Genomic DNA, 14,650 nt, shown 5'->3' with positions numbered 1-14,650 from the left:
GGCTGCGCTTACCTATGACTGGACTTAACAGACTTAGATTATCAGTTGGTAGTTATCTTTTTGTATTAAATCGAGGCTAATCTCAGATGTTTTACAATACATGTTTCTCGAAACAGCGTACTGCGCTATTTCAAAAATGTTGCAGCTGTTTTCTAGGGCTGTCAGCACTGTTATCAGTTAACGCTTATGCTGCAGAGGCTGCAACGGCGCCATTGACGTTACAGACGGTAATAGAACGAGTTCAACAGCAACATCCTTCTTTAAAAGTATTTCAGTTTAGACAGCTAGCGCTTGATGGTGAAGCACAAACTCAGGCGCTATCGCCTGGTTTTGAAGTGGGTGTAGAGTTTGAAAATGTGGCAGGTACTGGCGACTACCAAGGCGTGGATAGTGCAGAAACGACAGTGTCGTTATCGTCTGTAATAGAGTTCGGTGACAAGTTAGATGCACGCTCTGGGATTGTGAATAAAAAGCGTGCGCTACTTGATGCTGAGCAAAAAATTGCCGGTTTAGGCATTCTTGCTGAAACCACTCGTCGCTATATCGATGTATTGGCTGCTCAATCCAAATTACAACTGGCGGGTGATGCAGTAACACTGGCTGAAGAAACCTTAACTGTTGTTGAGCAACGCGCTAAAGCGGGTGTTACTCCAGATGCTGAAGTTAAAAGAGCGCAAGCAGCGGTATTTAATACCAGACTCACCGCTGAAAATCAGTTGCATCAGCTTGATTACGCTAAGTTAGTGCTCAGTATGATGTGGGGAGAATCTCAAGTTAACTATGAAAGCCTCGAAGGCAGTTTATTTGAGTTTACCGATGATGTGGCATTAGCCCCGTTATTTGAAAAAGTGAAATACAGTCCAGCCATTGAAGCATATTTAACACAGAGCCAATTGAAAGAAGCTGAATTACGTTTTGCTCAGTCGCAATCAAGTGCGAATGTGAGTTGGTCAGTTGGCGTCAAACAAATGCAGCAAACCAATGACACCGCGCTATCGGCAAGCTTTAGTGTGCCTTTATTTAGCGGTGAGCGAAACTCAGGTGCTGTGATTGCGGCGCAGGCGGCAAAAGACGAAGTGCTGATTAATAGAGAGATAGCATTACGAGAATTGTATGCACAATTGTATCGAGCTTACGCCAGCAGAAAACAAGCCATTGTGACGGTCAATCGTTTACAAAGCAGCATTATTCCCACGTTAACTTTAGCCTTAGAAGATACGCAAAAGGCTTATGAACAGGGACTTTATAACTATCTTGATTATCTAACCGCAAGAGAGGAGTTATTGTTCTCACGCCGGGCACTGATTGATGCAGCGGCTTCTGCTTTGCGGTTTGGTGTTGATATTGAGCAACTGATCGCCGAACCATTACCTGCATCTCAGCATTCCTTCTTTCGTGATTTCCAAGGATTTTAACCATGAACTACAGTATTTCTAATCACTTCTTTGTGCGTCGTCTTGCCATGTTGATGACATTATTGTTTTCAATATCGGTTCAAGCGTCGGCTGAGCATCAGCATGAAGAAAAACACTCAGAGCCCAATCATAGTCGTCACGAGATGCAGCATGCTACCCATGGTAATAAGGATGCTGAACACGGCCATGAACACGGCCATGAACATGGTCATGAGGATGGTCATGAAGATGAGCATGAAGATGAGCATGGTCATGAAGATGGACACGAAGACGAGCATGGTCATGATGAACACGAAGAAGGGCAAGTGCATATCAGTGCAGAGCAAATGGCTGTTTCTGGCATTGTTGCTCATTCAGCTCAAGCAGGTGAAATCAAAAAGATATTAACCTTATATGGCCGCACTATTGTCCCTGAGCGCAATACCAGTCATGTGAAGGCGCGATTTTCGGGTTTGATTACCCAATTAAATGTGAGAGTGGGTGATAAAGTCAAAGCTGGGCAAGTGATTGCTGAGGTTGAATCTAATGCAAGCCTCAAACGTTACTCGATTAAAGCGCCAATTAGCGGCGAAGTGGTGAGTCGTAATGCAAACGTTGGTGAACTGGCTACAGATAATGTGTTACTGAGCATTGTCGATAACAGTCAACTTTGGGCTGAATATCAAGTATTTCCTAGTCAGAAAAGCCGTGTTTCTATCGGCCAAAAGCTCAGTGTTGAATCTGAACAATTAAGCGTGACATCTGCTATTGAATACTTACTGAACCCAATGAATAACGAAGCGTACCTGCGTGCTAGAGCGCCAATTGATAATAGCGAAGGGTCATGGACAGTAGGCGCCTTTTTATCGGGTAAGGTGACCCTAAGTAAGCACAGTGTCGACTTAGCCATTGATAATCGCGCCCTACAGGTGATGGAAAATCAGCAAGTCATTTTTGTTAAAAATGATGAAGGTTTTGAAAAGCGCGTGGTCACACTCGGTAAAAAAGACCGTCAGATGAGCGAGCTTTTATCGGGTTTAGCAGTGGGTGAAGAGTACGCGGTCGACAATAGCTTTTTATTGAAAGCTGATCTTGAAAAATCTAGTGCAGCGCACGTTCACTAAAGGAGACGCACATGATTGAATCAGTTTTGCGTCTTGCCATTACTCGACGCTGGATGATGATGTTCTTGACGCTACTGCTGGTTGCAGTAGGGCTGTGGAGTTATCAAAAATTACCTATTGATGCGGTACCGGATATTACCAATGTGCAGGTGCAAATTAGCACCCGAGCAGAGGGGTATTCGCCGCAAGAAACCGAGCAAAGAATCACATATCCTATTGAAAATGCATTAATGGGTATACCGAGCTTGTCTTATACTCGCTCACTTTCACGATATGGGTTATCGCAAGTCACCGTGGTATTTGATGAAGGTACGGATCTGTATTTTGCTCGTAATCTCATTAATGAACGATTAAATGCCATAAAAGGAAAACTACCTAGCGACATCGAGCCAGAAATGGGGCCTATTTCAACCGGCCTTGGCGAAATTTTTATGTACACCATTGAAGCGCTGCCTGATGCTAAGCAAGCTAATGGTAGCGAATTTGATGCCACCGCATTGCGGGAAATTCAAGACTGGATTATTAAACCACAATTAGCGCAAGTGCATGGCGTTACCGAGATAAATACCATAGGTGGCTTTGATAAGGAGTACCACATTACGCCGTTACCCATGAAGATGTTGGCCTATGGCATCTCATTTGGTGATATCAAGTCAGCCCTTGAAAACAACAACAGTAACCGTGGTGCAGGTTTTATTGAGCGAGAAGGCCAGCAACTTACTGTTCGTTCAGCTGCGCAGTTAACTTCAATTAATGATATTGAGCATGTTGTCGTTAAGCGTGTAGATAATGCGCCTGTGTTTATTACTGATATTGCCGAAGTAGCCATTGGCAAAGCACTGCGTACTGGTGCAGCTACCCGCGACGGTAAAGAAACAGTACTAGGTAGCGCAATGATGCTGGTGGGCGAAAATTCTCGTCAGGTATCATTGGCTGTAGCGAGTAAGCTTGAAGATATTAAAGCATCTTTGCCAGCAGGTATTAAGGTTGAAGCGGTTTATGATCGCACCACACTGGTTGATAAAGCAGTGTATACGGTGCAAAAGAACCTAGTAGAAGGCGCTTTGCTGGTCATTGTCGTGCTATTTATTTTACTGGGTAATGCAAGAGCTGCATTGATTACAGCGGCAGTTATTCCGATTGCTATGCTAGCAACAATGACGGGTATGTTGCAGGCCGGCGTGTCGGCAAACTTAATGAGCTTAGGCGCGCTGGATTTCGGCCTTATAGTCGATGGCGCAGTGATTATTGTCGAAAATGCCATTCGCCGATTAGGCCAAGCTCAGGCGCAAAATGGTGGACAGATTTTACCGCGCAAGCAAAGGTTACAGCTGGTGTTTGAGGCGACCAACGAAGTCATTCGTCCGAGCTTATTTGGTGTGCTAATTATAACCGTTGTTTATATTCCATTGTTTAGTTTAACTGGCGTAGAAGGGAAAATGTTCCACCCTATGGCTGCAACCGTTGTAATGGCATTACTGGCAGCATTAGTCCTATCTTTAACCCTTGTTCCAGCTGCTGTTGCACTGTTTATGACGGGTAAGATTAGCGACAAAGAAAGCCGCGTTATTACCTTAAGTAAGTCGCTTTATAAGCCGCTACTTATCCTTGCAATGAAGTTACGTTGGTTAGTATTAAGTGTCGCGGTTGCGCTGGTGGCTTTTTCTATTTGGCTTGCGACCACATTAGGTTCAGAGTTTATTCCGCAACTGAATGAAGAAGACATTTTACTGCAAGCAATTCGTATTCCTGGCACAGGGTTAGAGCAATCTGTTGAGATGCAATTACTCTTGGAAGACCGTATTAAGCACTTTCCTGAAGTGTTAAATGTGTTCTCTAAGATTGGTACCCCTGAAGTGGCCAATGATCCTATGCCGCCGAACATTGCCGATACCTTCATTATGCTTAAGCCGCGCAATGAATGGCTAGAACCGACAATGAGTTATGACAAGTTAGCTGCTGATATTGTCGCGGCAGTATCAGGCCAGCCAGGTAATAATTTCGAGCTGACACAGCCAATTGAGATGCGCTTTAACGAGCTTATATCAGGAGTTCGTGCTGATTTAGGCATTAAAGTTGTAGGGGATGATTTACAACAACTATTGACCTCAGCAAATGAGATCCACGAGGTGCTGGAGCAAATTGATGGTGTAACGGATTTACAAGTTGAGCAAGTTACTGGCTTGCCTATGTTGTCTATTCAGCCGGATCGGATGGCTTTGGCGAATTATGGTCTGTCAGTACGGGAGTTACAGGACTTTGTTGCAACGGCTATCGGCGGGGATGAAGCGGGATTGATTTTTGAGGGCGATCGCCGTTTTAAAATGGTTATTCGACTGCCTGAAAATATCCGCCAAGATGTAGAGCATTTACAAGATCTACCCATTGTTATGCCATCTGGTGAGTATGTGCCGTTATCTGAAGTCGCCAGCTTAGACATTGCGCCATCTCCCAATCAAATTAGCCGTGAAAATGGTAAACGTCGGATTGTCGTGACGGCCAATGTTCGTGGGCGAGATTTGGGCTCGTTTGTGACGGAAGCTAAGCAACAAATTACCGAGCAAGTGGATATTCCAGCGGGTTACTGGCTCGAATACGGCGGTACATTTGAACAACTTGAGTCTGCAAGTCAACGATTATCGATAGTGGTGCCACTGACCTTAGCCATCATTTTAGGCTTACTGGTCATGGCTTTTAGCTCAGTTAAAGATGCGCTGATTATTTTCACTGGGATACCGCTTGCTCTGACCGGAGGGGTGATTTCACTGTGGATTAGGGATATGCCATTATCGATTTCTGCAGGAGTTGGCTTTATTGCATTATCGGGGGTGGCAGTGCTTAATGGTTTGGTATTACTGAGTTTTATTCGGCAGTTATATCAAGAAAAAGGCGAACTACTTAATGCCATTATTGATGGTGCTTTGATCAGATTGAGACCGGTATTAATGACCGCACTAGTGGCCGGTTTAGGATTTGTGCCCATGGCGCTTAATATTGGTACTGGCGCAGAAGTGCAACGTCCCATTGCTACCGTGGTGATTGGCGGGATTATCTCATCGACTTTATTAACCTTGTTTGTGCTGCCTATTTTGTATCGAATGGCACATCAACGCAGCGAGAGAAAAGCAGTATAAAATTATTGTGATGAATAAATGCCTCGGTTAATGCGAGGCATTTTTTTTGAACTATTTTATGACGAGACATTTAAAGCAAAAAAAATGGTTCTGCTGGGGGAGCAAGAACCATTAAAAATGATGAACTTTTCAAATGACGCTATAGGTAAAATTTTTTACAGGGACAGTGCTTTTGGAAATAATAAATTATTTTCAATATGTATATGTGTTTGTAAGTCTGCATCAAACTCAGCTAACGTCTGATAACACTTCTGCCAGGTACTACAAACACCTTCAGGTATTTGGTAGTTTTGGGTTAAATCACGTAATTGCTGCAAGATAGTAGCGGCATGGTCATGCTCGTGTTCCATGGCATTTATCGGGTTCCCGATATGGCCAAAACAACCGTTTACTTCCAAGCCATCACCTAAACGTCTCATGGCAGGAAACAAAATTTGTTCTTCCTTCATAAGATGTGGCATTAAGTCTGAAACCAAGGCCTGTACAAGGTTAGCTAAAGGCTGAATTTCTGCATGGTCGCTAGCATGTGCTTGCACCATTCTTTGGGTGTATTCCACCAGTAAAGGCGCCGTTTCACGTACATATTGATGATGAGTCACTTCAATATAATCAATGAGTGATGCGAGGGGCAGTGCCTGTAATTGCTCAAAGCTTGAAGCTGTGGTCATGAATATTCCAAAGATGTATTTAATTTACATGTATTTTATATGCATCTTTAAATTGCTCAATACAAGCACCATAAAAGTGTTATCTAGATCACGTTTTATGGCGCAATATGTCTCTTTATGAGTACTGCTATTGAGTGCAAGCTTGATTGGTTTTTAGCGGTGAGCTCAACACAAGATTACTGACTTTTTGCTCGCTCACCATGCCGCCAATTCTTAGCAGCTTATCTTCATGACAAATGAGACCACGATGATCCATTGAGGGTGTTTCAAGCCTTATTGGGGTAAGCCAGCTGTTGCTAGTAAAGTCGAAGCTATATTGATATTGCTGTGGGGTACTGGGAGCGCCGTTATAACCGATACCACTGTAATTGTATGGGTTGTCACTGCCACCAATAAAGATGGCGTAGCCTGCTTTGTTATTGTCTCTATCACTGTCTTTATTGCTATTTTTATTAGAGCCTACACCTGTTGCCGCCATTCTATAATGCGCAATAGCAGGCTTGTTCATGTTGTTCTTTCCAGTCTGAGCAATAGAATAATGTGGCAGTAATTGCCAACTAATTCTTAAATGATTCTCTGGGTTCACTTCACCATATAAACACACGGGTGATGATGCATAGCTGCGACGTTTACCAATATTGGCCTGAACTTTCACACCATCGCACAAGACAATTTTATTGTTAACCATGGCAATAGCTTGACCAAAAACAGCAGGTGCAGGTATTGGGCTTGCCTGAGACCAAGTATCGGTTTGAGTGTCATACACTTGCACTAAATTAACATTGCCGTCGTTGTGCCAACCACCAAATAAATATACATAGCGTTGTTGATAAACGCTGGCTGCCGTGTCATCAACAGCGACGGGCATGTCGGCAATACGCTGGTACTCATTAGCGCTGATGTCGAAACGGTAATTATCGACAGTGCTAATTTCATCATGATTTTTAGCCACAGTATAGCCACCAAAAACATAAGCTTTGTCATTCACACCTACGGCTATAGAAGCCAACCTTCCTGCCAAAGGAGCGACAAAAGGGATATCTTTAATGGGCTGCCATTGGTTATTGGGACTCGATAGATCAAGTGCCCACGCTTTGTTATGTACCGCGAGATAATCCTTTGATTCAGCAAGCCCAGTAAAACTCAGTAAGTACTGGGTTTTATCTGTAGTGACTTTGGCGATGGCATTATTTGAAACTGGCTCAGGCAAGGGCGCATAGGTTGCAAAAGCAATCGGTGCCGAAATGGTTAACAAGATAGTCGAGCTGAGTTGTTGAGGCAGTTTCATGTAAATCCTTTTGTGGGTTCTGTAGTTCGCACTGTTGTTATTAGTGTTGTTATCACAGCTGTTTCAGTGTAGTTAGCACTGCTGTTATCAGTGTAGTTAGCACTGTTGTTATCAGTGTTGTTATCAGTGTCGTTTTTAGTATGGCTAGCAGTATTCTTTTCGGTATATGCAAGCATACTTTACACAAAATAAAGTATCGAGCGAAGCCTTAATAAGAAACTATCACAATGAAATATCTATGAAAATTAAGGGGTGTCAGGTAATTTAGATGCTCAATATTTAGTTAGAATTAATCGTATTCACAGCTTAAGTTCAAATAATAACAAGGGTAACGACAAATTTTGATCCCCAAAAAATCATATAGAAAAATATTCTCAGCCCACTTTCTCCATCGGTGGCTAATGCTGGTGCTGGCGATTCCCATCATCATATGGAGCGTGACCGGTAGTTACTTTGTGTTGATGGATATTGGCTTTATTCGCAGCGATCATGTGGTTAGCAAAGTAGAAGTGATAGACCCTTCTCAAGTGCAATACTCGGTAGGTAACGTCTATCAAAATTACCCTAAAGCCCAGCAAATATCCCTTAAAAGCGTGCTTAGTAAAGCGGTTTATCAAGTCAATTTAACAGATGATAAGCTGCTCATCGATGCGCAAACGGGTCAGGTACTTGAACGCTTTAATGAGCAACAGGCACGTCAAATCGCAGCTTTATATTTACCATCGGTTTCAGCGACCCAATTAAGCTCCATTAGCCTTATCGAACACAATGCACCAGCTGAGTTATCTGCAAGGCATCTACCTGTGTGGCGAGCTGAGTTTGATGATATTGGCATGACAACCTTCTATATATCCGCTAAAAGTGGCGATGTGGTAACCCGCCGACATGAATACTGGCGCTTGTTTGACTTGTTTTGGAAGTGGCACATCATGGATTATAACGACGGTGAAGCCATTGATAATCAGTTACTCTTTTATACTTCAATAAGCGCATTTATCGCTGTTTTTTCTGGCCTGGTGTTAGTGTGGCAACGCCGAAAGAGGTATGTGAAATGAGTGCTAAATCGAGCGTGAGAACAAGTAAAATACCAGGCAAGAAAGCCAAGCGGTTACAGCATTTGATCCGAGTCTGGCATTACTGGGTAGGCGCGTTAGTTAGCCTACAATTTTTGATTTGGCTAGGGACTGGTATTTACTTTAATATCACCCCACACGAGGCGCTAAAAGGCATGGCATATAGTCATCATGCTGCCCATGAAGACTATAATTTCAATGCTGCAGAACTAATAACGGCAAAGCAAGTACTGACAAACCATCCGAATCAACAGCAATTAGCACTCATTTCATTGGATAACAATCCCGTGTATTTACTGACTGAAACTGCAATGCGTTATAAACATGAGTGTCAGCAGCAAACCTTAGTGAATGCCTATAGCGGTGAAGTGATTCATATTGACCTATCGTTAGCAACCACGCTGGCCATCGACAGTTATAGGGGGCCTGGCAGCGTTATCAGTGCTAATAAACTTAAGCCGCCGATTAGCGAGTGGCCTAAAGAATGCAATCCCTTATGGCAAATCAACATGGATGATGATCTTGAGACACGAATATACATCAATGCCATTAATGGCCAGTTAATTGGCCACAAAAATAGCGACACTGAACTGGCAGATTTGATGTTCAAATTACATTTTATGGATTACTTACATCAAGGCAGTTTCAATAATCCTTTCAGTTGGTTTTTTGGCTTAATGGGCTTGTTTTTATCACTGTCAGGTTTGTATTGGGTGGGAGAGAACTTAGTGAATAAGCGTTATAAATTAACGCGGTTCTTAAAGGTTAAAAGCTGAGTTTAAGTGTAGTTATTTTCATGGTTTAATAAAATCAAACTAAAAAGAAGGCCCTCATCAGAGGGCCTTTCTCATAGGTATTGTTTGCTTAACATGCCTATATAATCGTGAAGCTTAATATTTAGTGAAGCTTACGGCGACGACCAGCGAATAAACCTAGTACACCTAATGCTAAGAAGCCTAAGCTACCACCGCTTGATTTTTTCTCTTCAACAACAGGAACTTCAGGTGCTGGCGCTACAGGCTCTACGCCATCAGAGTTAACCGTTAGCTTAAAGCTGGTGGTTGCTTGATCAGACGGGTAAGCCATATCATGCACAGTTACAGATACCATGGTTTCACCAAACCAGTCAGCATCAGGGGTAATCGTGATGCTATCACCTTCAACTTTAGCAGTGATGTTATCACCTGCCACCATAATGCCATTGACTGTGCCTTTAAGGTCAGCATAGACAACATTCATTGTAAGAGAGCTATTCTCTTCAATTACTTGGTCTGTAAAACCTGCAACTTGAATATTACTTGCTGATGAAACCGTATGGGATACCGTCACTAACTCTGAATCAGCGTATTGACTGCTAACCTTTACTGCATTATCCATTCCAACAGCTGCAGCTGATACACGGGCAGAGAAGCTAACCGTTAATGCTGAGCTTTCAGGGCCTTGATAATCAGCACAAACTAGCATGCCTTCAGCCACTTTTTCATCAACGTTATTGTAGGCAAAACCGTCATTGTACCAACCACCGACAGGCTGGTAGGTGCCACGCTCACCGTAATAACCATGTAGACCAATTGAACCAAAATGATCGTTAGCCGTTTGCAGCGCTTGATAACCAAACATGATTTCATGGGCACCAGGGGCAAAATCTAACTTAGTTGAGATAATGGTTTCAACATCAAAGTAAGCTGATGCATCTGGGTTACGGTTACCGGTAAAGCGGTTATTAATTTCTGCACCACCTTTCCACTGGAACACATAATAATCATCAACCACAGCACCATATACTAGGTTAGTGACTGCGCCGATATCTTCACGGAATGCCACTTCTGGCATCATCACATCACCACGCCACAATGGGGCAACCATAGTGTCAGGGAAGCTTTGGAACACATCATTAAACTCATAATGGTAATTATAGAAATCTGGCATTTCGTCAAATTTCACATAACCAAATGGTGAGATTTCAAGTAAGTCATGCAGCATGTCTTGCTCTGCACCGTATAAAGGTACGTGAGGTAAATCATTCGCTGACATTGGAATACTCAAATATTGGTTAGAGTAGCCAGTAATGCCTAAATCAGAGAAACCAAACTCACTTGGTACATCCACAAAGGTGTCACTCGCGCCCTGCATTTGCGCAGGAATACGACACGTCGCATCCTCTAGACTCGTGGTAAACACATAGTGACGTGGGGTATCTAATGACGAAGGTTGCACAGTATTAAAGGCAATGGTATTACCATCAATTGTCATGTCTTCAGTGTATTGTGGTAAGCCAGAAACCTGAACGCTGTCTTCAATTAACTGGAAGCCTGAAGCGAGTTCAGTACTTAAGGTTAACTGACGCTCACCACCTAACAAGTTAGGCGCTAGGCTGACTTCAAACTCAACAATATCACCGGCCTTGGCACTGGTATGGCTGGCTTCAATTTCGGTGTCGCTACCGTCATGAATAAGCTGTACTGGGATATAACCTAAGTTATCATCGTTATAGCTGTCGCTACCAATTCCCACATAACCATAATAAACATCGCCCTCTACAGCATCAGCTAAATCATAGTTTAACTGTACGCGGTAAGGGTCCATGCCATTTGATGAATCTGGGCCAACGGCAGTCAGATTAGCGTCATCTTGATCACCGATGATAGCTAAAGCGAAGGTCATATTATCAGCAAGGTTAGCTGCATCTTCATAATCATACTTATAGTTAGAGCCATAAGCCCAGTAAGTTCCTGGAGTTGGATTATTGATCGCGCAGTAATCGTTGTTATCAATACGAGAGTAACAAATGGCTTCTTCATTCCACTGGATCTCACCGTCGTTATTGACATCCATACCAATATCGATTGATGCATAAGCATTATAGTCAGCTTTAACCACTTCCCACACGATACGCTTAGTGCCTTCTGGTACGTCAAAGAAGTTAACCACTTGACCATCATCAATACGTGATTGCGCGGTATTGTCTAAGTCGCGCACATCACTGCGCTGCATTTGCACATCAAAAAGTTCCGCTTTAACTAAGCCATTAACGCGGCTATTAAAGGTTTGAATTTCTTCAGTGGTGATTTCAGGGGTTAAAATATGCCCTTGTTGGCGGTGGATATTACCGACCACATTTTCAGGCATACTGGTACCACTGTAGCGAATGCTAACCGGTAAATGTTGCATTGGCATATCCGTGCTTGCAGGGGTAATAGTCACATCACCTAGTAAGCGTAGAGATGATGAATCTGCACCCGGTGCTTGAACTTCTAACACTGTTGCTGTGAGCATGATGGCTTGAGTTTCGCCTTTGCTAAGGCTAAATGTCTTAGGCGACACTTCAAGCGACAGCATATCTGCGCCATCCATTGCCAGCGACTCAGCATCCACAGTCCAACTGCCATCAGCTGTCGCGGTAAATGTCCGCATCATGGTACAAGTGCCACTGCAGCTTTCATTGTAAAAATATGGCACGTTTAGGGTGTTAACTGTGCCGCCATTTTTAGGGTTAGCCGCGCGGTAGTTATCACCGGTTTCATCCATGATTAAACCCGCTTTAAATGCGCGAGCAACGTTAATCACGCCACTACCTGCATCACTAAAGCCTGCTGGCTCTAAATCAACAAAGGGGTAAGTTTCAACCGTGCGAGTCACTTCAGCTAAATTCGCAGTCATCATTAATGCTGACTGAATTTGTGCTGGTGTCCAACTTGGTTGTGCTTGCTTTAATAATGCCATTGCACCTGCAACATGGGGCGCTGCCATTGAAGTACCACTAATGGTGTTGTAGTCACCAGGTACACCTACACCAGAAAACGGCATTTCATCAGCCCATGCCGCATAAATATCAACACCAGGAGCGGCAAGGTTTGGTGACATGACTTCAGGGTTATCAAAGTTATGTCCACGAGATGAGAAGTCAGCTAACGCATTAGGCACACGTTCAGTCGTCACCACATTTGAAGCCGTGATGGTTAACTGATGATCACTGCCTTTAGATAACCAGCTTGATAAACCAAACCAGTTAGTTGAAGCATCACCATAATAACCACTATAAGGCAAGTGAATACCGGGGATCACATAAGGGTCGTTATTAACCGACTCTGTAGAGCTGGCATTACGTAAAATAAAACCACCTGCACCGCCTTCGGCTACGTTAATGGCTTTTTGTACACGAGCGATATCACCACGCTTACAGACTACAATTGGCGCAGTGTCATATGGAATGCCTTCAGGAGAGTTATCAAAAAAGCCTGCTGGGAAGGCTTCATTACATTTTTCATATTCCCAGCCGTAGGCTTTTGCTTCAATCACAGGGCCTGTATAACCTTCGGTAATCCCGCCGCCAACAAGTTCTGGTAGCTCTTGCTCGCCGCCAGTTGCGCCAGTAAGCATTTTACCTTCAACACTAAACTCACGTGTATGCGTGGTTGCTGCAACAGAGGTCACCCAAGGGGATAAGTGATCAATTGCGCCGCGGCGTACATTTGCTTCAGAAGGGTCAAAAGAGTTACCCGCTGAGGCTGATACCGAAATACCGGCTTCTCGTGCTGCTAAAAAGGCCATCTCCATTGGGTCTTCCCATGGGAATGCGCCATAAGCAGTACCAATTGAGTAGTTAATCACATCTACGCCATCGGCGACTGCATCTTCAATACCCGCAAGTAATGCAGAACCAGGGCAGCCGGTATAATTATTAAAGCTGCCGTCACCTGGGTGACACACTTGGTACATAATGACGTTAGCGTGCGGCGCGACACCTGAAATACGCGGTAACATTAAGTCCGTTGGTTTGCCGTCACTGGTTACGCCAACATCAGGCACCATATAGGTACTATCTAATATGATATTACCGGCAGCGGTAGAGGCGGTGTGTGAACCATGGCCGTTGTAATCTTCGCCATTTGCAGGTCTTAATGGACCTTCGATTTCCCACCAGCCTTTATCAGGTTGAAAACTTTCATCGCTATAAGTGTCGGTAATCACAGGGTAAGAGCGCACACCAATAAGCTTGTCATTACACATGCCGGCAAATTCTTCAAGCTCACAATCACCAATGTAGCCATCATATCGTGCTGGTAATTGATGTACGTAGCCATCATCGCCTTGTGCTGCAAACGATTCATGGTCGGTGTTAATCCCGGTATCGAGCACACCTACAACAATACCTTTACCGGTGAACGCTTCACCAGTAACTTCACCGGTCCAAAACTTGTCAGCGCCGATATGCTGTGGACCCACATCAGTTTGTAATTGGTAGATGATTTCACGGGTCACACTGACAACACCAGATAAGCCGGCAACGCTTGCTGCTTGATCTTGAGTCATACGCATCGACATACCGTTAAAGGCAAGCTGATAGTTAGCGATAGTTTTAGTGTTACCTACCAAGCTGGTAATTTGCGAGCTTACGCTAGCTTGTTTTTCACTAAGGTAACTACGATATGATTGTACATCGGTACTATTGATATCAACTTTATCATGCAGCTGTGGGCTTAATGCCGCCGGGATTTTACTGGTTCGAGGAGTCGTAGCATTTAATCCAGCAACACCGCCTTGATATAATGAAACTGGCTTGTCAGATAACTGAATAATATAAGTTTGCTCACCTTCAACATCATCTTCATAAACAAAGGGAACTTTTTGATCAACACTTGAAATAGCACGATGAACATTACGTCCATTACTATTTCGAGTTTGTGTCACTACCTCTCCAGATAAACGATCTTTATTTTTATTGTCGTTATATTGCTTAATTGCATCGGTAATAACTATAGGCTTAATATTGGCCGAGTATGCACCATCAGCATTGGCGCTATCAGCACTCGCTCCGGCAGCACCCGCATAAATGGCCGCTAGGGTCATTATATGAACTTTGTTCAGTTTCATTGTCGTTTCTTCCGTTATTATTTGTGAATGCAAATTTTTAACAAATTTGTCACATGAATATTTAACGTGTATTTGCGTTAGCGGCCAATGCATTT

7 protein-coding genes and 1 pseudogene are annotated in these 14,650 nt (G+C 43.5%); 5 read left to right on the top strand and 3 right to left on the bottom strand.

The features are described 5' to 3' along the window. The first annotated feature begins 86 nt into the window (after positions 1-86). The 3 genes from Q4591_RS08565 to Q4591_RS08555 are packed head-to-tail and all read left to right on the top strand — an operon-like array spanning position 87 to position 5,652. Positions 87-1,415 carry a TolC family protein gene (locus Q4591_RS08565; protein WP_303460529.1) on the top strand — a complete coding sequence of 443 codons (1,329 nt, stop codon included), beginning with the start codon at positions 87-89 and terminating at the stop codon, positions 1,413-1,415. A 2-nt stretch (positions 1,416-1,417) separates the two neighbouring features. Further along, the gene (locus Q4591_RS08560) at positions 1,418-2,518 is read left to right on the top strand and encodes an efflux RND transporter periplasmic adaptor subunit (protein ID WP_303460527.1); all 1,101 of its coding nucleotides are present in this window, start codon (positions 1,418-1,420) and stop codon (positions 2,516-2,518) included. An 11-nt stretch (positions 2,519-2,529) separates the two neighbouring features. Next, on the top strand, positions 2,530-5,652 hold the full coding sequence (locus Q4591_RS08555) for an efflux RND transporter permease subunit (RefSeq protein WP_303460524.1): 3,123 nt from the start codon (positions 2,530-2,532) through the stop codon (positions 5,650-5,652). A 155-nt stretch (positions 5,653-5,807) separates the two neighbouring features. On the opposite strand, the pseudogene Q4591_RS08550 reads toward Q4591_RS08555, so the two are convergent. Both Q4591_RS08550 and Q4591_RS08545 read right to left on the bottom strand, forming a co-directional pair. Beyond that, positions 5,808-6,299, bottom strand: a pseudogene (locus Q4591_RS08550) (hemerythrin domain-containing protein); the annotation flags it as partial. 148 nt (positions 6,300-6,447) lie between these two features. After that, a complete protein-coding gene (locus Q4591_RS08545; RefSeq protein ID WP_102519925.1) occupies positions 6,448-7,608 on the bottom strand; it encodes a kelch repeat-containing protein in 1,161 nt (386 codons plus the stop codon). Between the two features lie 401 nt (positions 7,609-8,009). Between Q4591_RS08545 and Q4591_RS08540 the strand changes: the two genes are divergently transcribed. Further along, a complete protein-coding gene (locus tag Q4591_RS08540) occupies positions 8,010-8,663 on the top strand; it encodes a peptidase (RefSeq protein ID WP_303460519.1) in 654 nt (217 codons plus the stop codon). After that, positions 8,660-9,457, top strand: coding sequence for a PepSY domain-containing protein (locus Q4591_RS08535; protein ID WP_303460516.1), 798 nt, complete (start codon positions 8,660-8,662; stop codon positions 9,455-9,457). The genes Q4591_RS08540 and Q4591_RS08535 overlap by 4 nt, the downstream gene beginning before the upstream one ends. Positions 9,458-9,578: 121 nt before the next feature. Here the strand turns inward: Q4591_RS08535 and Q4591_RS08530 are convergent, their stop codons facing one another. Beyond that, complete coding sequence (locus tag Q4591_RS08530; RefSeq protein WP_303460512.1) at positions 9,579-14,555, bottom strand: S8 family serine peptidase; 4,977 nt, start codon at positions 14,553-14,555, stop codon at positions 9,579-9,581. Positions 14,556-14,650: the final 95 nt, after the last annotated feature.

The sequence above is a fragment of the Shewanella sp. 3_MG-2023 genome (genome assembly GCF_030548765.1).
Taxonomy (GTDB): domain Bacteria; phylum Pseudomonadota; class Gammaproteobacteria; order Enterobacterales; family Shewanellaceae; genus Shewanella.
Note: the sequence above shows the minus strand (reverse complement) of the source record. Positions and strands in the feature narration are given on the sequence as shown.